The 23,328-nt window shown below is 54.7% G+C and carries 20 protein-coding genes; 6 read left to right on the top strand and 14 right to left on the bottom strand.

Annotated elements, in window-relative coordinates:
- Window position 1 precedes the first annotated feature (1 nt).
- Window positions 2–1,051 (bottom strand): nitrogen regulation protein NR(II), encoded by a 1,050-nt coding sequence (gene glnL, locus LC417_RS21400; protein ID WP_008926971.1) that lies wholly within the window; start codon window positions 1,049–1,051, stop codon window positions 2–4.
- A 139-nt stretch (window positions 1,052–1,190) separates the two neighbouring features.
- A complete protein-coding gene (glnA, locus tag LC417_RS21395; protein ID WP_010258434.1) occupies window positions 1,191–2,600 on the bottom strand; it encodes a glutamate--ammonia ligase in 1,410 nt (469 codons plus the stop codon).
- Between the two features lie 438 nt (window positions 2,601–3,038).
- On the opposite strand from glnA, the gene typA reads away from it, so the two are divergent.
- The 5 genes from typA (at window position 3,039) to fabY (ending at window position 7,980) form a co-directional block, all read left to right on the top strand.
- Window positions 3,039–4,862 (top strand): ribosome-dependent GTPase TypA, encoded by a 1,824-nt coding sequence (gene typA / locus LC417_RS21390; protein WP_010258429.1) that lies wholly within the window; start codon window positions 3,039–3,041, stop codon window positions 4,860–4,862.
- A gap of 210 nt (window positions 4,863–5,072) precedes the next feature.
- A complete protein-coding gene (yihX, locus tag LC417_RS21385) occupies window positions 5,073–5,669 on the top strand; it encodes a glucose-1-phosphatase (protein ID WP_163640563.1) in 597 nt (198 codons plus the stop codon).
- Between the two features lie 3 nt (window positions 5,670–5,672).
- The gene (locus tag LC417_RS21380; protein ID WP_010672108.1) at window positions 5,673–6,542 is read left to right on the top strand and encodes a virulence factor BrkB family protein; all 870 of its coding nucleotides are present in this window, start codon (window positions 5,673–5,675) and stop codon (window positions 6,540–6,542) included.
- Window positions 6,539–6,976: a D-aminoacyl-tRNA deacylase gene (dtd, locus tag LC417_RS21375; RefSeq protein WP_157354321.1), complete on the top strand. Its 438-nt coding sequence runs from the start codon at window positions 6,539–6,541 to the stop codon at window positions 6,974–6,976. The genes LC417_RS21380 and dtd overlap by 4 nt, the downstream gene beginning before the upstream one ends.
- A 56-nt stretch (window positions 6,977–7,032) precedes the next feature.
- Window positions 7,033–7,980, top strand: a complete 948-nt coding sequence (gene fabY, locus LC417_RS21370) for a fatty acid biosynthesis protein FabY (RefSeq protein ID WP_010258423.1) — start codon at window positions 7,033–7,035, stop codon at window positions 7,978–7,980.
- A gap of 34 nt (window positions 7,981–8,014) precedes the next feature.
- Here fabY and LC417_RS21365 read toward each other — a convergent pair whose 3' ends face one another.
- The 7 genes from LC417_RS21365 to gmk all read right to left on the bottom strand — a co-directional run bounded on the left by LC417_RS21365 (window position 8,015) and on the right by gmk (window position 17,148).
- Window positions 8,015–9,694, bottom strand: coding sequence for an AsmA family protein (locus tag LC417_RS21365; protein WP_223566332.1), 1,680 nt, complete (start codon window positions 9,692–9,694; stop codon window positions 8,015–8,017).
- 118 nt (window positions 9,695–9,812) lie between these two features.
- Window positions 9,813–11,186 carry an NCS2 family protein gene (locus tag LC417_RS21360; protein WP_010258420.1) on the bottom strand — a complete coding sequence of 458 codons (1,374 nt, stop codon included), beginning with the start codon at window positions 11,184–11,186 and terminating at the stop codon, window positions 9,813–9,815.
- Window positions 11,187–11,289: 103 nt separating this feature from the next.
- Window positions 11,290–13,368 (bottom strand): ATP-dependent DNA helicase RecG, encoded by a 2,079-nt coding sequence (gene recG, locus LC417_RS21355; protein WP_010258417.1) that lies wholly within the window; start codon window positions 13,366–13,368, stop codon window positions 11,290–11,292.
- Complete coding sequence (trmH, locus tag LC417_RS21350) at window positions 13,365–14,063, bottom strand: tRNA (guanosine(18)-2'-O)-methyltransferase TrmH (RefSeq protein ID WP_010258414.1); 699 nt, start codon at window positions 14,061–14,063, stop codon at window positions 13,365–13,367. Before trmH ends, recG begins: the two co-directional genes overlap by 4 nt.
- Before the next feature lie 2 nt (window positions 14,064–14,065).
- Window positions 14,066–16,174: a bifunctional GTP diphosphokinase/guanosine-3',5'-bis pyrophosphate 3'-pyrophosphohydrolase gene (gene spoT, locus LC417_RS21345; protein WP_010258411.1), complete on the bottom strand. Its 2,109-nt coding sequence runs from the start codon at window positions 16,172–16,174 to the stop codon at window positions 14,066–14,068.
- Between the two features lie 20 nt (window positions 16,175–16,194).
- Entirely contained in the window at window positions 16,195–16,470 is a 276-nt protein-coding gene (rpoZ, locus tag LC417_RS21340) for a DNA-directed RNA polymerase subunit omega (RefSeq protein WP_003851346.1), read from the bottom strand.
- A 54-nt stretch (window positions 16,471–16,524) separates the two neighbouring features.
- Window positions 16,525–17,148 carry a guanylate kinase gene (gene gmk / locus LC417_RS21335; protein WP_010258405.1) on the bottom strand — a complete coding sequence of 208 codons (624 nt, stop codon included), beginning with the start codon at window positions 17,146–17,148 and terminating at the stop codon, window positions 16,525–16,527.
- Between the two features lie 239 nt (window positions 17,149–17,387).
- Here gmk and ligB point away from each other — a divergent pair, with 239 nt between their 5' ends.
- Window positions 17,388–19,139, top strand: a complete 1,752-nt coding sequence (ligB, locus tag LC417_RS21330; RefSeq protein ID WP_223566331.1) for an NAD-dependent DNA ligase LigB — start codon at window positions 17,388–17,390, stop codon at window positions 19,137–19,139.
- Here the strand turns inward: ligB and LC417_RS21325 are convergent.
- The 5 genes from LC417_RS21325 to LC417_RS21305 form a co-directional block, all read right to left on the bottom strand.
- Window positions 19,077–19,694, bottom strand: coding sequence for a trimeric intracellular cation channel family protein (locus LC417_RS21325; RefSeq protein WP_010258398.1), 618 nt, complete (start codon window positions 19,692–19,694; stop codon window positions 19,077–19,079). The genes ligB and LC417_RS21325 overlap by 63 nt on opposite strands.
- A gap of 433 nt (window positions 19,695–20,127) precedes the next feature.
- Entirely contained in the window at window positions 20,128–20,772 is a 645-nt protein-coding gene (locus LC417_RS21320) for an oligosaccharide flippase family protein (RefSeq protein ID WP_223566330.1), read from the bottom strand.
- Between the two features lie 146 nt (window positions 20,773–20,918).
- Window positions 20,919–21,119, bottom strand: coding sequence for a hypothetical protein (locus tag LC417_RS21315; protein WP_010258393.1), 201 nt, complete (start codon window positions 21,117–21,119; stop codon window positions 20,919–20,921).
- Window positions 21,120–21,553: 434 nt separating this feature from the next.
- Window positions 21,554–21,949 (bottom strand): hypothetical protein, encoded by a 396-nt coding sequence (locus LC417_RS21310; protein ID WP_010258391.1) that lies wholly within the window; start codon window positions 21,947–21,949, stop codon window positions 21,554–21,556.
- 136 nt (window positions 21,950–22,085) lie between these two features.
- A complete protein-coding gene (locus LC417_RS21305; protein ID WP_223566335.1) occupies window positions 22,086–23,228 on the bottom strand; it encodes an alanine racemase in 1,143 nt (380 codons plus the stop codon).
- Between the last annotated feature and the right edge of the window lie 100 nt (window positions 23,229–23,328).

Here is a 23,328-nt window from a genome sequence, read left to right as displayed (position 1 = left end):
CTCACTGGCGAATAGGCAGGTAAACCGAGAATTCGGTGTGTCCCGGCCAACTGTTAAATTCTATTTTTCCTGAATGTTGATCAATCAGGCTACGGGCGATGGAGAGGCCTAAACCGGTACCGCCTTCGCGTCCGCTGACCATCGGATAAAACAGCGTATCCTGCAGCTGGGCCGGAATGCCGGGGCCATCATCTTCAATATCAATACGTGCCACCAGCCGATAACGCGTGCCGTGCAGCGTCAGCTGGAAAGCCGTGCGGGTGCGGATAATAATGGTGCCGCCATCGTCGCCCAGCGCCTGAAGCGCATTGCGCACCACGTTAAGCAGCACCTGTTCAATCTGATCGGGATCGTGCGGCAGTTCCGGCAGGCTGGGATCATAATCCCGTACCAGCGAGACATTCTCCGGCAGCTCCATCGACACCAGATTAACCACCCGTTCGGCCACCTGATGAATGCTCTGCGTGATGTGCATGCCCGGCTGCTGCGGCCCCAGCAGACGATCAACCAGATTCCGCAACCGGTCGGCCTGTTCAATAATCACTTTGGTATATTCATTCAGCGAGGGATCGGGCAGGGCGCGGGATAAAAGCTGTGCCGCGCCGCGCAATCCTCCCAGCGGATTTTTAATCTCATGGGCCAGGCCGCGAACCAGATCGCGAGCGGCCACCTGCTGGGCGTGCTGTAACTGCTCCTGACTGAGACGACGCTGATTATCCATCGGCGCCATTTCCATCAGGATTAAGCCATCGGGTAACCGCTGGGCGGTCAGCGACATAATGTGCGCGCGACCATCTACCACCAGCGTGACCTCACTGTCAGTAAATCCCTGGCCAGCCTCAAGACTCTCGCGCATCACCTCGATATTCAGCGAAAAGTAGCCGGTTAATTCCGGTAACGGCGTGCCGAACAATTTGCGTGAGCTTTGCGCCAGTAATTGCTGCGCCGCCGGGTTGGCGTAATGAATAACCAGATCGTTATCCACCAACAAAATACTGTTGATTAACGCGTTGAGAATCTGCCCTGCATCGGGCAGAGAGCCAGTTGCCATACAACGTTCCTCTGCACTAAAGAGGTGCATTTTAGTCTTTAAGCCGAAAAGAGGGCGAATGAACGGTGAATTCGCGGAGAAAAAAGCCCATCCGAAGATGGGCTAAAAGTTTCCACGGCAACAAAAAACGTCTGACCAGTTAAACGCTGTAGTAGAGCTCGAACTCAACCGGGTGTGGCGTCATGCGAACGCGATCCATCTCTGCTTTACGCAGTTCGATGTAAGCATCGATCGATTCGTCAGTGAATACACCGCCGCGGGTCAGGAACTCGCGGTCTTCGTTCAGTGCATTCAGCGCTTCTTCCAGAGAGCCTGCAACTTTTGGAATCTCAGCTTCTTCTTCCGGTGGCAGGTCATACAGGTTTTTGTCCATCGCATCGCCAGGATGGATTTTGTTGATGATGCCATCCAGGCCAGCCATCAGCAGTGCGGTGAACGCCAGGTATGGGTTAGCCGCTGGATCCGGGAAGCGCGCTTCGATACGACGCGCTTTCGGGCTGGCAACAACCGGGATACGGATTGAGGCTGAACGGTTACGGGCAGAGTAAGCCAGCATAACCGGTGCTTCGTAACCCGGGACCAGACGCTTGTAAGAGTTGGTGGTCGGGTTCGCCAGGGCGTTGATCGCTTTAGCGTGCTTGATGATACCGCCGATGTAGAACAGCGCCATTTCAGACAGGCCGCCGTACTTATCGCCGGCAAACAGGTTCTGGCCACCTTTGGAGAGTGACATATGGCAGTGCATGCCTGAACCGTTGTCGCCAAACATAGGCTTCGGCATAAAGGTCGCGGTTTTGCCGTAAGCGTGCGCAACGTTGTGAACCACATATTTGTAAATCTGAATTTCGTCCGCTTTTTTGGTCATGGTATTGAAGCGGGTTGCCACTTCGTTCTGACCCGCGGTCGCCACTTCGTGGTGATGCGCTTCAACAACCAGGCCCATCTGCTCCATGGTCAGACACATGGCAGAACGGATGTCCTGTGATGAGTCAACCGGTGGAACCGGGAAGTAGCCGCCTTTCAGACCTGGACGGTGACCTTTGTTACCGCCTTCGTACTCTTTACCGGTGTTCCATGCCGCTTCGATATCGTCGATAGCAACGTGTGAACCGGACGTCGATGAGCCGAAACGGATGTCATCGAACAGGAAGAATTCTGGTTCTGGTCCAAACAGTACGGTATCAGCGATGCCGGAAGAGCGCAGGAAATCTTCAGCGCGCTTAGCGATAGAGCGTGGATCGCGGTCGTAGCCCTGCATGGTGCCTGGCTCGAGGATGTCACAACGGATGATCAGCGTAGAATCTTCGAAGAAAGGATCCATGACCGCCGTGGTGGCGTCAGGCATCAGCACCATGTCTGATTCGTTAATGCCTTTCCAGCCGCCGATAGACGAACCATCGAACATTTTGCCTTCTTCGAAGAAGTCAGCGTTAACCTGGTGAGCAGGGATCGTAACGTGCTGTTCTTTACCTTTGGTATCGGTAAAACGCAGGTCAACAAACTTAACTTCATGCTCGTTCATCATCGAGAGAACGTGTTCAGCGGACATACTCAACTCTCCTGGAAATGGTCTTTCATTATCTACATGGCGAGGAAACGTCGTTTCCGGAATACGTTGCGGGAAAACAACTCCCTGACCAACCTCTTCCGGCACGCTCTTCAACCGACATCTGTCTGGCGTTTACGCTTGATTTAGATAAAGCGAATTCTGTGCCAACTTTTTTGATGTTGCTTAAATCGCCTTGTGGTGCACCTTTTTGTCATAAAGCGGCTGCACCACGATCGTTTTATCGCACCAGTGTGGTGCTTAACGGTCGTCTGATGGCACTATTTTGGTGCATCAGACCAACTTAGTGCATTTTCTGCACCGGTAACAGGGCAAATTGGCCTCCATGCAATAAACTTTCAGTGAAAAGTGTGATCGTGTTCAGTCTTCCGCTTAATCAGTGTACAATAACGCGCTATTTCTAATGCCTGAGGCAAAGCTGTGATCGAAAATTTGCGTAACATCGCCATCATCGCGCACGTTGACCATGGAAAGACCACCCTGGTTGACAAACTGCTGCAACAATCCGGTACTTTTGATGCCCGTACCGAAGCAACAGAGCGCGTGATGGACTCCAATGATTTGGAGAAAGAGCGTGGGATTACCATCCTCGCAAAAAACACCGCCATTAAGTGGAATGACTACCGTATCAACATTGTTGATACCCCAGGACACGCCGACTTCGGTGGTGAAGTTGAGCGCGTCATGTCCATGGTGGACTCGGTGCTGCTGGTTGTAGATGCGATGGATGGCCCTATGCCGCAAACCCGCTTCGTGACCAAAAAAGCGTTCGCGCATGGTCTGAAGCCGATTGTGGTTATCAACAAAGTAGACCGCCCTGGTGCGCGTCCGGATTGGGTTGTTGATCAGGTCTTTGACCTGTTCGTTAACCTGGATGCTACTGATGAGCAGCTCGACTTCCCTATCATTTTCGCCTCTGCGCTGAATGGTATTGCTGGTCTTGAGCACACCGACATGGCTGACGATATGACCCCGCTGTATCAGGCGATCGTCGACCACGTTGCGCCTCCGCAGGTTGAGGCTGACGCCCCACTGCAGATGCAAATCTCTCAGCTGGACTACAACAACTACCTGGGCGTGATCGGCATCGGCCGTATCAAGCGCGGTAAAGTTAAGCCTAACCAGCAAGTCACTATCATCGATAGCGAAGGCAAAACCCGTAACGGTAAAGTCGGTAAAGTCCTGACTCACCTGGGTCTTGAGCGTATCGACAGCGACCTGGCAGAAGCGGGCGATATCATTGCTATCACCGGTCTGGGCGAGCTGAACATCTCTGACACCATCTGTGATCCACAGAACGTGCAGGCGCTGCCAGCACTGAGCGTTGATGAGCCAACCGTAACCATGTTCTTTAACGTCAACACCTCACCGTTCTGCGGTAAAGAAGGTAAGTACGTGACGTCACGTCAGATCCTTGAGCGTCTGAACAAAGAACTGGTTCACAACGTGGCACTGCGCGTTGAAGAAACCGAAGATGCTGACGCGTTCCGCGTATCAGGTCGTGGTGAGCTTCACCTGTCAGTTCTGATCGAAAACATGCGTCGTGAAGGTTTCGAACTGGCAGTATCCCGTCCGAAAGTTATCTTCCGCGAAATCGATGGCCGTAAACAGGAGCCATTCGAGAACGTTACGCTGGATATCGAAGAGAACAACCAGGGTTCAGTCATGCAAGCCATGGGTGAGCGTAAGGGCGATCTGAAAAACATGGATCCGGATGGCAAAGGCCGCGTACGTCTCGACTACGTGATCCCAAGCCGTGGCCTGATCGGCTTCCGTAACGAATTCATGACTATGACTTCCGGTACCGGTCTGCTCTACTCTACCTTCAGCCACTACGATGACATTCGTGCGGGCGAAGTGGGCCAGCGTCAGAACGGCGTACTGATCTCCAACGGTCAGGGTAAAGCAGTTGCGTTTGCACTGTTCAGCCTGCAGGACCGCGGTAAGCTGTTCCTGGGTCACGGTGCAGAAGTCTATGAAGGCCAGATCATCGGTATTCACAGCCGTTCTAACGACCTGACAGTTAACTGCCTGACCGGTAAGAAACTGACCAACATGCGTGCTTCAGGTACTGATGAAGCCACGACGCTGGTTCCGCCAATCAAGATGACCCTTGAGCAGGCGATCGAGTTCATCGATGATGACGAACTGGTAGAAGTTACACCACAGTCAGTGCGTATCCGTAAACGTCACCTGACTGAAAACGACCGTAAACGTGCATCACGTGGTCCTAAAGACGCATAATTGCGCCTTTAACTGATAAAGAGCCCCGCCTGCGGGGCTTTTTTTTTGCCTGAAATTCCTGCCTCTTCAGCCGGGCCAGCGAATATTTGTGGGATATGTCGCGCTTTTTACCTGCCCGCTGCCGTTTACGCTTTTCTCTCCGCGAGTGCCTGTTCAGCCTGCCCTTTTGCCGCTAGAGTGAATACTCCAGGGAACAGAAGGAGACACACCATGCTGTATATCTTTGATTTAGGCAATGTGATTATCGATATCGACTTTAACCGCGTGCTGGGTGTCTGGAGTGACCTTAGTCGTGTGCCGCTGGCCTCGCTGCAAAGCCATTTCCAGATGGATGAGGCGTTTGAACAACACGAACGTGGCGAGATCAGCGATGAAGATTTCGCGCTGGCGCTGTGTGAAAAGCTGGAAATCGCGCTGAGCTATGAACAGTTTGCCGCTGGCTGGCAGGCGGTATTCGTTGACGTACGTCCGGAAATCCTGGCGCTGATGAACCGGCTGCGGCTGGAAGGTCATCGGGTGGTGATCCTCTCTAACACCAACAAACTGCATTGCGAATTCTGGCCAACACAGTATCCGGACGTGCAGCAGGCAGCCGACAAGCTCTATCTCTCCCAGGAGCTGGGCATGCGTAAACCGGAAGCCCGGATATACCAGCATGTGCTGGACGCAGAAGGTGTGGCTGCCGATCAGGCGGTATTTTTTGACGATAATACACAAAACATTGAGGCGGCCCGCGCCCTGGGTATTGAAAGTGTACTGGTTACTGACAGTAAAACGGTACCCAACTGGTTTGCAGGTCAACAGTAATTCATGATGTCACGTAAATTTCGTCCCGGGCTGCATGCATTCTGGTTGTGGCTCAAACTGTTGTGGAAACGCATTGATGAGGATGGCATGACGACCCAGGCCGGTAATCTGGCTTATGTCTCATTGCTGGCGCTGGTGCCGCTGATTGCGGTGGTGTTTGCCCTGTTTGCGGCGTTTCCGGTCTTTTCAGATATCAGCGTGCAGTTGAAGCACTTTGTCTTTACCAATCTGATGCCGGCTGCAGGTAACACGCTGCAACGCTATCTTGAGCAGTTTGTGGCTAACGTAAACCGGATGACGGCGGTCGGAGCGGTCGGCCTGATCGTTACCGCCTTACTGCTGATGCATTCCGTCGATACCGCGTTAAACACCATCTGGCGCAGCAACAAGAAGCGGCCGATGGTCTATTCCTTTGCGGTCTACTGGATGATCCTGACACTAGGCCCGTTACTGGCCGGTGCCAGTCTGGCGATCAGCTCCTATCTGCTGTCGCTGCGCTGGATTAACGCGACAGGCGTCACCAGCCTGGTCGATCAGATGCTGCGTATTTTCCCGCTCCTGCTGTCGTGGCTCGCCTTCTGGTTGCTCTACAGCATCGTTCCTACCCAGCGAGTGCCGCCGCGCGATGCGCTGATTGGCGCGCTGGTTGCCGGTGCGCTGTTTGAGCTGGGCAAAAAGGGCTTTGCGCTCTATGTTACTATGTTCCCCTCTTATCAGCTGATCTACGGCGTACTGGCCGTGATCCCCATTCTGTTTCTCTGGGTCTACTGGACCTGGTGTATTGTGTTGTTAGGCGCTGAAATCACCGTTGCGTTAGCCGACTATCGGCAGTTAAAGCAGCAACACAAAGAGGAGCAACGCGAGGAAACATGATTGCATTGATTCAACGCGTACAGTGCGCCAGCGTCAGCGTCAATCAGGAAGTGGTCGGTGAAATCGATGCCGGTTTACTGGTTTTGCTGGGCGTGGAAAAGGGCGATGACAACGCGCGTGCGGAACGTCTCGCAGAACGCGTATTGGGCTATCGCATCTTTAGTGATGAGCAGGGCAAAATGAACCTGAGTGTTCGCCAGGCGGGCGGAAGCGTGCTGGTGGTGTCACAGTTTACGCTGGCCGCAGATACCCAAAAAGGGATGCGTCCTTCCTTTTCGGGTGGCGCCGAGCCCGCTGAAGCCGAGCGGCTGTATGAATATTTCAGCGACTGCTGTCGCAAGCAGGGCATCACCACGGCTAATGGCCGTTTTGCTGCGGATATGCAGGTCTCGCTGGTGAATGATGGTCCTGTGACGTTCTGGTTACAGGTGTGAGAACGTCAGCTGAGCGGCAGGGAACTGGCCACACATCCGAGCGGGAGAAACATTACATGTATCACCTTCGCGTGCCACAGACGGCGGAAGAGCTGGATATCTATTATCAGTTCCGCTGGGAGATGTTGCGTAAACCTCTGCGTCAGCCGCAGGGGTCGGAACGTGACGCCTGGGATGCACTGGCGCATCATCAGATGGTGGTTGATGAGCAGGGCAATCCGGTCGCCATCGGCCGTCTCTATATTAATGCCGACAATGAGGCTGCTATCCGCTTCATGGCCGTTCATCCTTCGGTTCAGGGCAAGGGACTGGGTACTCTGGTGGCGATGACGCTGGAATCCGTGGCGCGTCAGGAAGGGGCAAAGCGGGTAACCTGCAGCGCCCGCGAAGATGCTGTCGCTTTCTTCGCTAAACTCGGCTACATCAATCAGGGCGAGATTACCGCGCCGCAGACGACGCCGGTTCGTCACTTTCTGATGATCAAACCGGTCGTCACGCTTGACGATATCCTGCATCGCGCCGACTGGTGCGGTCAGCTGCAACAGGCCTGGTATGATCATATCCCGCTCAGCGAAAAGATGGGCGTCCGTATTCTGCAGTTTACCGGGCAAAAATTTATCACCACCATGCCGGAAGCGGGCAACCAGAATCCACACCAGACGCTGTTCGCTGGCAGCCTGTTTTCGCTGGCAACGCTGACCGGCTGGGGGTTGATTTGGTTGCTGCTGCGCGAGCGTCATCTGGGTGGCACCATTATTCTGGCGGATGCGCACATTCGCTACAGCCACCCCATCAGCGGACGGCCTGGCGCGATTGCCGACCTGGGCTCATTAAGCGGCGATCTCGACCGCCTGGCTCGCGGACGTAAAGCGCGTGTGCAGCTCGAAGTTGAGCTGTTTGGCAATGATGAGTGTGGCGCTGTGTTTGAAGGGGTCTATATCGTCCTGCCCGCCGATCCTGACGGGCCGCTGGAAGAAGGGGGTTCCGGCGCGCGTATCAACTAATCATCAGGGCCGCTTCAGCGGCCCTGATCTGTTGTTAACGTACCTCGCCAGCCTGCATGGTCTGCTGCAGTTGCTGACTGTCGGTTGTCACCGACAAACTGCCATTAACCGTCGGGCGCAGCGGCTGATTTGCTGTTAATGCACCGTTCAGCTGCAGCTGCATATTACTGTCACCGGTTAACGGCAACGCGGGCCATCCCCAGTTCTGCAACACATTCACCGGCACAGCACGACCTGTCAGTTGCAGCGTCAGCGGACGGGCTGGCTGCTGGCCTACGGTGGCCGTTCCTTCGAGCAGACCCTTATTACTGAACGCACTCAGCTCCGTAACCTGAATCTGCTGCTGGTCAGCGCTCAGCGCAATCGACGGATGACGCAGGTCGGTGCGATTAAAGGTTGATTCTGCCGCGTTCAGGCTGAGCTTACCCGACCAGATCCCCCACTGGTGCTGCTGCGCCAGCAGCAGGTTTTCACCGGATCCATCCAGTGAGGTCAGCTGGAAGGGAAAAGCCGGATTGATGTCGATTATCAGGTTGCGATTAGAGGTGAAGCGCGTCACCGCTACGCTATCCAGCCACGCGGGCAGTGTCGCCTGCCAGCGGTCGCGCCAGTCCTGCGGCAGGGTATATTCCAGTCCGGCCACCGCCAGGTTTTTCAGTGTCAGGCGTTTATCGCTACGCGACCAGTCACCGTCAGCCCGAATCACCCCATTCGCCCAGCGTGAACTGAACTGCGTCAGCGCCACGCCCTGCGGTGAGAAGTCCAGGTTAACGATGGGGTCATTTAGTTCGAATCCACCGTTGATAAAATTGCTGGCATTCAGCGCCAGCGAACCATCGTTACTCTGCCAGTCATCACCCTGCCAGTTAACGTTTCTCAGCGTCAGATCCAGATCCGTTACCGCCCAGTCAGGCCCCTGCAGGCGGGCATCGGTCATGTCGAGTCGCGTAATGGCAATGGAGGGGACAACCTGCAGGCTATGCAGGAAATCTTTCAGGCTGCTGGTGGTCTGCAGACGGATGTCGTTCAGGCGCAGCTGATTAATTTTCCAGTTGCCCTGGGCATCGCGCTCACCGTTGCCGGTCATAGAGCCACGCGCCAGGTCGGCACCAATATTGTCAAAGCGCATCCGACCCTGGGAGACACTGCCCTGGATCAGTACGTTTTCACCCGGCACATTATTCAGCGTCATGCTGCCTGCGCTCATCTGGAAGCGGGCATCGCGGCCCAGCATATCAAGGGCAGTGGGTTTCCACGGCAGAATGCCGCCATTAACCTGCTGAGCAAACAGCGGTAACGCGCTGTTGGGGCTGTCGATACGCATATTGTTGAGTTGCAGGCGATCGGCCTGAATCGGTAGCGCGCTGCCTGGCGCCAGATTGGCCAGATTCACTTCTCCGTCGCGCAGCTCAAGGCTGCTGAAATGCAGCGGATCGCTGAACTGAATCAGTGCCAGACCGAGATCGACCCGTTTCGCCACCAGAACTGCAGGCTGTCCATCGTGACCAAAGCTGAAGTCATCCAGAATGATGTGAGAGGGAGAGGAGAAATTGTGTTCAATTTTACTCAGGGAGAGATGCCATTCGGTTTTGTCACTCACCCAACGGCTAAACCAGCCTGCACCCCACTGTGTCTGCAACAGAACATAGATCACGACCAGGGTGAAAAGCAGCAGCAAAAGTAAGGTGAGGAAAAACTTTCCAATAAATTTCATAGCATCCTTCCCGAGTTAAATCCGGTGAGAGGTTGTTATGCCTGAATTACCGTTACAGCTCAACAGCCTGGATGTAAATCCGAATAATTAGCAGGCAGGCCGAAGCCTGCCCCTGGCCTTACTTCTCTGGCGGAAAAATCAGGTTGAGTACGATAGCGGTAATGCCGCCCGCCGCAATACCGGAAGAGAGCAGGGTTTTGAGCCAGTCAGGCGCAAACTGCAGGATCAGCGGCTGCTGGGAAACGCCCAGGCCCACCGCCAGCGACAGCGCAATAATCATGATGGCGCGGCGGTTAAGCGGCTCGCGTGACACAATGCGGACACCCGAAGCGGCGATGGTGCCGAACATCACAATGGTGGCGCCGCCGAGTACCGGTTCAGGGATCATCTGCACCAGTCCGCTGACCGCCGGGAACAGCCCCAGCACAATCAGCATCAGCGCGACAACAAAGCCGACGTAGCGGCTGGCAACACCGGTCAACTGGATCACGCCATTGTTCTGACCGAAGCAGGAGTTCGGGAAAGTATTAAACAGCGCGGAGACAAAGGAGTTGAGGCCATTCGCCAGCACGCCGCCTTTCAGGCGTTTCATATAGAGGGGTCCGCTGACCGGCTGCTCTGACACATCCGAGGTGGCGGTGATATCGCCGATGGTCTCCAGAGAGGTCACCATAAACACCAGCATCAGCGGGATGAGCAGATTCCAGTCGAAGCCCAGCCCGTAATAGAGCGGGGTCGGCACCACGATTAGCGGCTGATCGGTGGGGATGCCGGCGGCAGGCAGCATGCCCATCGCCCAGGCCAGCAGATAGCCTACCGCCATGGCAATGACCAGGGAGGCAACGCGCAGGTAGGGGTTCTTCTGCCGGTTAAGTAGCACGATCACCAGCAGCACAGCCCCTGCCAGCATCAGATTTTTCGGCGCACCAAAAGTATGATCGTTAATCGCGCTGAAACCGCCGCCAATGGAGGTCAGCCCTACCTGAATCAGCGACAGGCCGATAATCATCACCACGATACCGGAAACCAGCGGCGTAATGATCCGGCGCGCCAGGTGCAATACGCGTGACAGCACCATTTCGGTACAGGAGGCGACCATCAGCGTACCAAACAGCGCCGCCATCATGGTGGGCACGTCAGCGCCGCCATTTTTTAGCGCCATGCCGCCCATAATCAAGGGCGTAACGAAGTTGAAGCTGGTGCCCTGAATCGACAGCAGGCCCGAACCCACCGGCCCCCATGTTTTGATTTGCAGCAGTGATGCCACACCCGATGCAAACAGCGACATGCTGATCACGTGCCGGGTATCCTCTGCGGGCAGCCCTAACGCCTGACAAATCAGAATCGCGGGGGTAATGACCGCGACAAACATCGCCAGCAGATGCTGACCGGCGGCAAACAGCGTTTGCGGCAGAGGAGGACGATCTTCAAGACGATAAATCAGTTCGCTTTGCGTGGCGGAAGGCTGTTCTGGCTGCGGATTAGTGGACATCTTCTGTTCTTCCCAAAAAATAATGTGGCGATTGTAATCATCCGCAGGCTAAAAGCAATCGTTTGCCCGGCAGGGATAAAAAAGCCGAATCAGAGGGGGGCGTTCAGACGTTGGTATAACGGGTGTTCTCTGGCAGCCAGCGTTCAATTAATGCGCTGGCCTGCTCGGGATAGTGCTGGTGGATGTGGCGCGCCACACGCTGAACTTCGGGCACCATCGCCGCATCGCGCAGCAGGTCGGCCACTTTAAATTCGGCATTGCCGGTCTGACGCGTGCCCAGCAGTTCACCCGGCCCGCGAATCTCCAGATCAAACTGGGCAATGACGAAGCCGTCATTGCTGTCGCGCAGCACCTGTAAACGCTTCTGCGCTGTCTTGCTCAGCGGCGCTTTGTAGAGCAGTACACAGTGTGATGCCACGGCACCACGACCCACACGGCCCCGCAGCTGATGCAGCTGCGCCAGCCCTAACCGTTCCGGGTTTTCGATGATCATCAGGCTGGCATTCGGCACGTCCACACCAACCTCAATCACGGTCGTCGCCACCAGCAGCTGCAGTTCATTCGCTTTAAACGCCTGCATCACCGCCTGTTTTTCTGCGGGTTTCATGCGGCCATGCACCAGCCCGATGTTTAAGTCGGGCAGCGCCGTTTTCAGGGATTCCCAGCTGGCTTCTGCCGCCTGTGCTTCCAGCAATTCTGACTCTTCAATCAGGGTGCAGACCCAGTAGGCCTGACGCCCTTCGCGGCAGGCATGCTCAACCCGCGCCACAATCTCATCGCGTCGGGTATCGGGGATAGCCACGGTGGTCACCGGTGTACGTCCCGGCGGCAGCTCATCGATGGTTGAGGTATCGAGATCGGCATAAGCGGTCATCGCCAGGGTGCGCGGAATCGGTGTGGCGGTCATGATCAGCTGATGCGGGTGGAAGCCCTGCTCCTCACCTTTCTCCCACAGCGCCAGTCGCTGGTGGACGCCGAACCGGTGCTGCTCATCAATAATGACCAGTGCCAGACCGTTGAACTGCACCTGCTCCTGAAACAGGGCATGTGTGCCCACCACCATCGCCACCTGACCGCTGGCTATCGCTTCCTGCTGTGCCTGGCGGGCTTTGCCTTTCTGTTTTCCGGCCAGCCAGCCCACTTCAATGCCCAGCGGCGCAAACCACTGGCGGAAGTTACTGGCGTGCTGTTCAGCCAGCAGTTCGGTCGGCGCCATCAGGGCAACCTGCTTACCATGTGCGATAACGTTCAGCGCAGAGAGGGCGGCGACCAGTGTTTTACCCGAGCCGACGTCACCCTGCACCAGCCGCATCATCGGAAAGTCATTTGCCAGATCTTTCTCTATCTCCGCCACCACGCGTTTCTGCGCATTGGTCGGTGAAAAGGGCAGCGCAGCCAGCAGCTGGTCGCTAAGGTTGTGCCGGGGAAGCATCGGTAAAGCGTAATAGCGCTGAGCACCGGCGCGTACCGCCAGCATGCTGAGGTTGTGTGCCAGCAGCTCTTCCAGAATCAATCTGCGTTGTGCCGGATGACGACCACTCTCCAGCTCGCTGAGTTTTAGATCGGGTGGGGGACGATGCAGCGTGCGGAGCGCATCTGGCAGGCTGATTAAACCGCCGCTCAGTTCCTGCGGCAGCAGTTCGGCAATCGGGCAGCTCTCCAGCAGCGTCAGTGCCTGATCGGTGAGATTACGCAGCGTGGCCTGCCGAATACCTTCGGTGGTGGGATAAACCGGCGTTAAGGTCTCTTCCAGCGTCACATTGCTCTGTTCGCCCTGGATCCGGTATTCGGGATGGATAATCTCAGCGCCACGCTGACCGCGTTTAATTTCACCATACGCGGTGACGCGCCGGCCCGGCGACAAGTTGTTCTTCATTCCGGCATTGAAATTAAAGAAGCGCATCGTCAGTACACCGCTGCCATCGCTAATCTGGCACACCATCATCCGGCGGCGACCAAAGGTGATATCTGTGTGCAGCACTTCGCCTTCTACTGTGGCCCAGATACCGGGCAGCAGATCATCAATGGCATAAAGTTGGGTACGATCTTCGTAGCGTAGCGGGAGATGAAGCAGGAGATCCTGAATGGTATGCAGGTCAATTTTGGCCAGCTTTGCCGCCTGGCTGGCACCGACGCCGGTCAGGGTACTGAGCGGTATGGCATCCAGCAGACGGCCTTTCATCTTCTTTTACCGGTCGATTGCATGGTTGCCCACCAGCTGGGATCGGCGTCGACTTCGCCCTGCGCATTGATGCGCGGATAGGGTAAACCTTTCTGTTTTGCGACCCGCGCCAGTACCGGGAATCCGCCTTCGAACAACAGACGTTGCTGCTCATCTTCGTCCAGCAGGCTGTAGTCGCGCAGGTACAGACCCGCGTTCTGCCGCTGCCGCTGTGCTTCATACAGGATCAGCGCGCAGGCGACCGAGACATTCAGCGACTGCACCATACCCACCATCGGAATCACAATCTGCCGATCGGCCAGCGCCAGCGCTTCTTCGGTGATGCCGGTTTTTTCCTGGCCCATCAGGATGCAGGTCGGAAGGGTATAATCGATCTCACGGAAATCCACGGCATCGGCAGAGAGATGGGTCGCTAAAACCTGCATCTTCTGTTGTTTGAGCTTTTTTACAGCATCGCCGATGGTGGGATGGGTGACCACTTTAACCCAACTGTTGCTTCCGGCAGATGCGGAAGCCTGAGTGCGCATCCGCTGGCTCGGCCAGACGGCATGCACTTCGTGGATGCCGACGGCGTCCGCCGTGCGGATCACTGCGGAAACATTGTGCGGTTTATGCACCTGCTCCATACAGACCGTGAGATCGTGCTGGCGCAGTGCCAGCATCGCCTGAATCCGGGCAAATCGTTGATCGTTCATGCCTAATTACGGTTACGATGGACTTTGATCACATCCGGCATCACGCGAATTTTACGCATGATATTCGCCAGATGGACGCGATCACGTGCGGTCAGGCGGATAAAGGCGCTGTAAACGCGGCCATCACGCTCTTCGGTATTCAGGCTCTGAATATTGGAACCGGCCGTGTTGATTGCCGCCGTCAGGTTAGCCAGTGCGCCCTGATGGTTAAACATGTCGACTTTGATTTCCGCCACGAACTCCTGCTCGGTGACTTTATCCCACTCGACCGGCATGAATTTTTCAGGCTCTTTCTGGTAGCCGCGAATATTCCGACAGGATTCATGATGCACCACCAGCCCTTTGCCGGGACTGACATGGGCAACAATCGGGTCACCGGGAATCGGACGGCAGCATTTGGCGAAGGTAATCAACACGCCATCTGCACCTTTGATCGGCAGTTTACCGCGCTTGCTGTTGCTGCTGATGGCGTTGCTGTCAGCCTGCAACAGGTTCTTCGCCACCACCACGCTCATCGCATTGCCCAGACCGATTTCTGCCAGCAGATCGTCAAGCGAGGTCAGCTTCATACGATCCAGCTCCTGCCTGATATTCTCAGGCGGAATCTCAGCCAGTTTACGGCTGCCGCCCAGCGCATGGCTGAGCAGGCGGCGACCCAGATTGACGGAGTCTTCGCGCTTGAGGTTTTTCAGCAGCTGACGAATTTTTGCGCGGGCTTTGGAGCTGACGACAAAGTTGAGCCAGGCGGCGTTAGGACGGGCGCCTGGCGCGGTGATGATTTCAATCGTCTGACCGCTGGTCAGGGTTTGCGACAGCGGATAAGGCTGGCGGTCAACGCGTGCGCCAACGCAGGCATGGCCGATATCGGTGTGGACCGCATAAGCGAAATCCACCGGCGTCGCACCGGTTGGCAGCTCAACAATGCGGCCTTCAGGTGTAAAGACGTAGATCTCATCGGGAAAGAGATCGGACTTCACGCTTTCAATAAATTCAAACGAACTGCCCGCACTCTGTTGCAGCTCCAGCAGGCTTTGCAGCCAGCGCTGAGCGCGAATCTGTGCGGTGGTGCCACTTTCGCCCGCCTGTTTATAAGCCCAGTGCGCAGCGACCCCCATTTCCGCCATCTGATCCATATCCTCGGTGCGAATCTGTACTTCGACCGGCACGCCGTGCGGACCAATCATTGAGGTATGGAGCGATTGATAGCCGTTCGCTTTGGGGATGGCGATATAATCTTTGACGCGGCCCGGACGCGGTTTATACAAACTGTGCATCTGGCCCAGAACGCGATAGCAGGTATCCAGATCTTTCACGATGACGCGAAAGGCATAGATATCCATGATCGAGTGAAAACGCTGCTCTTTCAGCGTCATTTTGCGGTAAATCGAGTAAAGATGCTTTTCACGCCCGCTGACGCGGCAGGGAATGCCCGCTTCCTGCAAACGGCCGTCGATCTCAGAAAGAATCTTCTGGATCATCTCTTTACGATTACCGCGCGCGGCTTTCACCACCTCTTTAATGACCCGATAACGGTTCGGATAGAGGGCCTCAAAACCGAGCTCTTCCAGCTCTGTTTTAAGATGATGAATACCCAGGCGGTGCGCCAGCGGACTGTAAATTTCTAACGTTTCCAGCGCGATACGGCGACGTTTGTCCGGGCGTAATGCGCCGAGAGTGCGCATATTGTGGGTGCGGTCAGCCAGCTTGATGAGAATGACGCGGATATCCTGCACCATCGCCATAATCATCTTGCGGAAGTTCTCTGCCTGCGCTTCTTTCTTGTCGCGGAATTTCAGCTTATCCAGCTTGGAAACGCCTTCGACCAGTTCCGCCACGCTTTTACCGAACAGTTGTTCCATGTCCTGGTAAGTGGCAGGCGTATCTTCGATCACGTCATGCAGCAGCGCGGCCATGAGAGTTTCATGGTCGAGCTTCATTTCCGCCAGAATACAGGCCACGGCAACCGGGTGGGTGATATAAGGCTCACCGCTGGAGCGTGTCTGTCCCTCGTGGGCATCACGTGCGACAAGGTAGGCTTGCTGGAGGCGCTTGATCTGCTCCTCTGGCAAGTATTTTTCAATCAGTTGATTGAGACTTTCAAACAGATACAAGGGCGACCTGCAGGTGGCTGTTAACGACGACCTTCAGCGATAGCGGTAACGGCCTGTAACTCAGCGGCTTCCTGCTCTTGCTGTTCCTGACGATCACGCACATCTAAAATCTGATTGGTGACCAAACCTTCTTCGATTTCGCGCAGGGCGATAACGGTAGGTTTATCGTTCTCTTCCGGAACCAGTGGATCTTTGCCGCCTACCTGCATCTGACGTGCACGACGTGCAGCGACCAACACCAGGTCAAAACGATTACCAACTTTTTCTACTGCGTCCTGAACGGTTACGCGTGCCATAGGTGTGCTACTCCACAGATGAAGAAATGACTGCGCATCATACTGAAACTGTATTCAGACTGCCAACAGTTTGCTGATTAAAGCATCGTGACGCGCCTTCTGACGCGCCATACGCAGACGTTCTGCGCGAATAATGGTTTTCAGATCGGACAGCGCCAGATCGAAATCATCATTCACAATTAAATAGTCATACTCGGCGTAGTGGCTCATTTCCGCTACCGCCTGAGCCATGCGACGCGTGATCACCTCTTCGCTGTCCTGGCCACGACCGCGCAGACGGCGATCGAGCTCTTCTTTCGAAGGCGGCAAAACAAAGATGCTGCGTGCGCCAGGCATTTTGGTGCGAATTTGCTGCGCACCCTGCCAGTCGATGTCGAGAAACACGTCAACGCCGGTTGCCAGCACCTGCTCAATAGCATGGCGCGAGGTACCGTAATAGTTGTCGAAAACTTTGGCATGTTCGAGGAAAGCCTCTTCCGCGATCATCTGCTCAAATTCATGCTTCTCAACAAAAAAGTAATGTTCGCCATGGGTTTCACCCGGACGCATACCGCGCGTCGTGTGCGAAACAGAGACCTGCGTATCATACAACGGCTGGGTCTTTAACAGCGCCTGAATCAGGCTGGATTTACCTGCGCCGCTGGGAGCAGAAACAATATAGAGCGTGCCTTGAGCCATGGTTTTCTTGAATTGATTAAAAGCGGAGTCGATTTCCTGCACAGTATACACAGCTTCCCGCCGCCACGCAGCGTTTGCGCAGCGGCAACACCCAACTTTTGCGCATCTTCGCGCAAATCTCTGTCGGACGACTGTAATTATCCCCTGATTGCGACGGCATTCCTTCCATAGCTGAACATCACCTCTGGCTGACGCTGAAGCACCGGTATTGAATGCTGCAAAACGTCAGGAGAGAGATCATGAAAGGATTCGGCTGGCCGCTGTTTGCGGCTGCTCTGTGGATCGTCCTATGGCCTGCGCATAGCGCCCTTTGTCCCGTCTGGACACCCACCCGGGCGTCAGAAGAGATCCGTCGTCTGCAACAGCAGCTGCAGCACTGGGATGATGCTTACTATCGTCAGGGGCAGAGTCCGGTGGCTGATGCCGATTATGACAGTCTGCAGCAGCGACTGAATCACTGGCAGCACTGCTTTAACCTTCTGCAGCCCGCTTACGCACCGCAACTGCCGGGTGAGGGTGAGCACCTGCATCCGGTCGCCCACACGGGCGTAAAAAAGATGCGCGACAAGCTGGCCCTGGCTTACTGGATGCAGGGGCGGCACGATCTCTGGGTGCAGCCGAAAGTGGATGGCATTGCCGTTTCCCTGGTTTATCGCCACGGCAAACTGGTTTCACTGTTGAGTCGTGGTGATGGATTACGCGGTGAAGAGTGGCTGGCTAAAGCCGCCTGGATCCCTGCGATTCCGCTGCAGATCGAGACCGGACTTGAAGAGATTGTGCTGCAGGGTGAGCTGTTTCTGTCGATGACCGGTCATCAGCAGGCGGTTGATGGCGGCAGGAATGCGCGCTCACAGGTCGCTGGTGCCATGATGAGCAAGCAGCGGGTTCCTCTGCTGGATTCGCTCGATATTTTTATCTGGGCCTGGCCAGATGGCCCCGCCACGATGACGGAACGCCTTCAGCAACTCAGCCGCTGGGGACTGGGCGTTGCCGCAAAATGGAGCCACAGCGTTAAAGACGAAGAGGAGGTTGCAGCGTGGCGGGAGCGCTGGTTTCATGCTGAGCTGCCCTTTGTCACTGACGGTGTCGTCGTTCATCAGAGCCTGCGACCTGCGGGCAAAAACTGGCTGCCTGGAGAGGGAACATGGGCCGTTGCCTGGAAATATCAGCCTCCGGAAGTCAGCGCTGAAGTGCTCTCCGTCGATTTTCCAGTCGGCCGAACCGGGAAGATAGCCGCGGTACTTAATCTGCAGCCGGTACAGCTGGATGATAAGACGGTCAGGCGGGTCAATGTTGGATCGTTGCGTCGCTGGCAGGAGAGCGATATCGTGGCGGGAGATGTCATCACACTGAGTCTGGCAGGCCAGGGCATTCCCCGGCTGGAGCGGGTGATCTGGCGCGTGGCAGAGCGGCACTATCCTCAGCCTCCCGACGCGTCGCGCTACACGCCGCTGAGTTGTTACACCTTCAGCGCTGAATGCCAGAAGCAGCTACTGGCAAAATTACGCTGGCTCAGTCAGAAAACGGTACTGAATATTCCTGGCGTTGAGCGCAGCACCTGGCTGCACTTACTGGAAACCGGCAGTATGACGCACCTGTTCGGCTGGCTGACGTTAACACCGGAACAGATCGCCGCCGCAACGGGCCTCTCTCGGGAGCGGGCGGGTCAGCTCTGGCACCGTTTTAATCTCACCCGTCAGCAGCCGCTTCGTCGCTGGGTGGATGCCTTAGGTGTTTCACTGCCGCGGAAGGCCCTCAATGCGCTGCCCGATCAGCAGTGGGAGAGCTTAACGCAGCGGGATGTCAGGGACTGGCAAGCTTTACCGGGTGTCGGGGCGGCGCTGGCAAAGCGCCTGGTTACGCAGTTCCATGATGCCCGCCTGCAGACGCTGATCGCTTTTCTGAGACAGCAGGGAATTCCCGCATCCTCAATGCTCGGGATGGGGATAGTTGAAAATCGGCAAACCAAGACGGAAGCGCAGCGCCAGTAAACGGGCGAAGAATCCGAACAACAGGGTAATGATAATCACCGCTTCATGCGCCAGTGTGGTTTTCAGCAGCAGGATATACATCCAGCCAGAGGCGAAAGCGATACCGGCGTAGAGTTCCTTCTGAAACACCAGCGGAATGCGATTACAGAACATGTCACGCAGTACGCCGCCAAAGACGCCGGTAATGACCGCACTTATCGCGGCAATAATCATGGCGTGTCCTGAATCGAGCGCAACCTGCGCGCCGATAATAGAAAAGACCACCAGTCCTAACGCATCGAGCACCAGAAACACTTTGCGCAGATGCGTCATCAGGGGTGCCAGGAAAGTGGTCACTACCGCCGCCGCTGCAACAATCATGATGTATTCGGGATGTTTCACCCAGCCCAGCGGATAGTGACCCAGCAGGATGTCGCGCACCGAACCGCCACCAATGGCGGTCACGGACGCGATAATGATGACACCGAACAGATCCATTTTGCGACGCCCCGCCGCCAGCGCACCCGTCATGGCTTCAGCAGTAATACCAATAATGTAGAGAACGGTCAGTAACATAGCAGACTCCAGTAAGACGGCGGCAAGACTACGGCATTGCTTGAGAGACGGCGCCGAAGATTTTCTGGCGATCGGCGTCCGGGATGAGCGCAGTTTATACCAGCCAGCGCTGGCGTCATCATAGAAAGACTTTTTTGCGAAGGGACTGCGGCAGGTGATTGAAAAAGTTGAGAGGAAACAACGTACAGAGGGTTTGCGCGTTCCGGCGCGGGGTTTTCCGACCCAGGGCGGGCGGTAAACTGACGACGATCGCCAGATAGCCGCTGGTCGAAAACCAGTTTATACAGGAGATAAAAAAGGGCTGGATGCTGCGGGAAAAGAATCGATCAGGTAAATATTGTGACAGACTAAATAAAAAGAAAAGGCGTGCTGGTTAACAGCACGCCAACGCATCGTTTCGGATGCTCAGAGCCCACCATACAGACTTATTTTATTATTTGTTTCTTGCACGAATTTTAGAAAATGCATTCAGGCTAAAACGGTATTCCGGCTGGAACCATGAACGACCATAGTAGCAGTAAATCAGCATACGAATGGATGCCATCGCCAGATAACCCCAGATCGCACACAACACTGAAGGGGTCAGCCAGACGGTAAATAAGGTGACGGCAAGTCCGGCTAATACCGAGGAGGATTCAGCAAAAGCGATACGGGTATATTGTTTTTCGCGCTGTAATATCGCACGGTAATGCTGACCCTGTGGGATGATAATAAACACCACTGAGACCATCTGCAGCATTAATGCCAGTTCAGGTTGATCAAAAAGGCTGGTCAGCAGGTGGCTGCCAGTAAATAACAGACCAAACACCGCGACCCCCATCAACATATTACCCCAGTAGATCGTGGAGAGGTCATTGATAGAGAGAATCGAGCGGCGGATCAGCGTATTTGAGAAGCCCCGATCGGCCAGAGTATCGATAGCCAGTAAAGCTATCACGGCGATCGCCAGCAGATTGAGCTCATTCGCCTGCAGAATCTGCGCCAGCAACGAGAGTTGTAATACGCCGATGCCAATAATTTTGATTGAAGAGAGCAGAGACCATTTTGCGCCATTCAGACTGCTTTCACGTATTGCCATAATATACTCGTTAGAGTCCATCGACTCTGTGAGAATTAAATAGTTGTGTAACGGCAAGGAGAGGTTGCTGTAACACCGTTAGTTAGTGCAATTTTTCCGGCCGAAGTCCTGAAAACGCTTTACAGGCTTGCCATGTTATTATGGGTTCAATCAAATGATGCCTGGATAAAAAAGATATCCCTGGTAAAATCGCTGTTTCGTGTCATGGCGGAATTCCCTTCAGCGAATAAGAATTCCGCCAGATCACGAATAAATCCTGTTGTAGTTTTATATTCTCCTGCCAGCATCCTTGCGGCAATCTCAACGCATTCTTTTTCTGATAACAAAGGATACGTTGAGCGGTCCATGACTTTTTTCCTGTTTTATCATTATGGGTATTGCTGTGTGTGGAATGATTTATACATTGTTTTATTTAATTTAACACCATAAGAAAAGTCTGATTACGTGACTACAGAAATAAATGGTTTCACTTTATGCATGATAAATATTAAATCCCCAGCAGATTGCTAATAAACGATTGTTAATGATTAATGTATGGGTCAGTCAGAAATTGTTTGTGCGGCAAACCAGGAGGCCCGAAATCAGAGGGGGTCGCCTGCCTTTCAGAGGATTTTGCCAGGATTTTTCCTGGCAGTGATGCTTAAGCAGGGTTGGTGATAAATGCGTAAGGATGATGAGTAATCAGATAAGCGCTTTATGCTTTATCGTCGAAAGTTTTTCTATTTTTTTTCATTAACGGCCAGTGATAAATGCAGAGAAAAAGGCGCGCTAAGTCATTGATTTATTGTGTAAGAAGCTGGTTGAGTTTCTCAAGATCGTTGCTAACCCATTCAATATCCTGCTTAAATTTCTCATCTGAAGTAAATGGCTGGCGATAAACCGTTACCATCACCTCGGCGCCCTGTTCGTTTGCTATCACGCGCATCGGTACGTAGATCTCCTTTCCCGAGCCGCTATCAATCCAGTGATCCATTACCCCAAACGGATTATGTGGCGAGAACCGGATCTTCACATTGCCCTGGGGGCCTTTAGCACGCCAGCGATTGCCATCGGGTTCTAACGCGCTGTGCGTCAGCCCGGAAGCCCACTTTGGGAAAAACTCCGGTTTCCAGATGGTTTCATAAAGATCTAACCAGTGACGTGGAATCGTCAGGCTCAGAGTGCGAGAGGAGAGCATGTAACCTCCGGTGAATAAGCTAAAAAAGCATTAAAGCATGGGGCCAGGCTTGTTAAAACGTTGTAACAGCAGAAGTGTGGTGTTGAAAGGGTTTCGTACAAATGGCAGACAACGGATGATGCTGTCTGCCACTGACTCAGATGAAATTGCCGCGCGCAGAAACCACATGATCTTCGCTATGGCCGTTAGCGTGCCGCAGAACAAAGCCGTCCGACTGCGCCATCACGGCACAACTGTGATTAGGGAAGATACGCAGCAGCGTGCCGACTTCAGGGCGGCGATCCTGATAAAGCAGAAAACCGTGCTCCTCAGATAATTTTGTCACTTCATAAGTCTGACCCGCTTCGTCGGCTGCCACACCAAAGCCGCTGGCATTGGTGCCGTGTGGCCCTTTATCCGAACTCAGCATTTTTGACCCGGCATCCACAATCGCGAAATGATCGTTCACCGCCACGACACGGGTAATGACGCTCATTGCCAGCTGATCGACGTGAGTTAATCCGAGACGGCAGGCGGTTAGGTCCAGTAGTGCATAGTTTCCGGGCCGGATTTCATTAATGCAGGGTGCAATCTCTGCTGCCAGCGCCGTAGGCGTTGAACCTACAGAGAGAGGGCAGTCGGTAAAACCAGCCGCCTGCAGTTTTGCCTGTACTCGCTGCATCAATGCCGTTTCCTGCCGGGCGACATCCGCAATGGCCGCGGCATTACCGGCACCATAAGCGTGGCCAGCATGTGACACTAATCCGGCAAAGCGTAACCCTTTGTCCTGCAGCGCCTGAGCAATCAGCACCGCTTCATCTGTATCAGGATTGACACCTATCCGATGTAATCCAACATCAACCTTAATCGCTACCGCCAGGTCGCATTCCGGTTGCTGCTGGCAGGCATCAGCAATAGCCGCCACGCCCTGCAGCCTGTCCGCAATCAGGGTGAGCTTTGCCTGATGAAGCACGGCGTGGCGCAGCAATTCAGCTACGCTTTGCGGTTGCACAATCGGATAGGCTAATAGCAGATCACGAACACCGCCCTGAATAAAGCTGATGCCTTCGCTGGGCTTAGAGACGGTAACACCCTGAGCACCGGACGCGATCTGACGCTGCGCAATCCAGACGCTTTTATGCGTTTTGATATGGGGTCGCAACGCGACGCCTGCCGCACTGGCTTTGCGCTGCATATGCTGCAGGTTCTGCTCCATGCGCTCTGCATCCACTTCAATATAGGGCGTAAGGCGATCATCAATCAGCGGACGCTGCCACTGCTGTGTATCGTTGATATCCATAAGATTGTCCGGCATTGACGAGGTAAGAGGATTCATCATTCCTTAATTATCTCTTTGATACCAGCCTGCCGGACGCAGACAGGTGTGCTGAACAGCAGAA

The organism is Pantoea sp. OVA07A (genome assembly GCF_019969975.1).
GTDB lineage: Bacteria > Pseudomonadota > Gammaproteobacteria > Enterobacterales > Enterobacteriaceae > Pantoea > Pantoea agglomerans.
The sequence above is the reverse complement of the archived record's forward strand: the minus strand, read 5'-3'. Positions and strand labels throughout refer to the sequence as shown.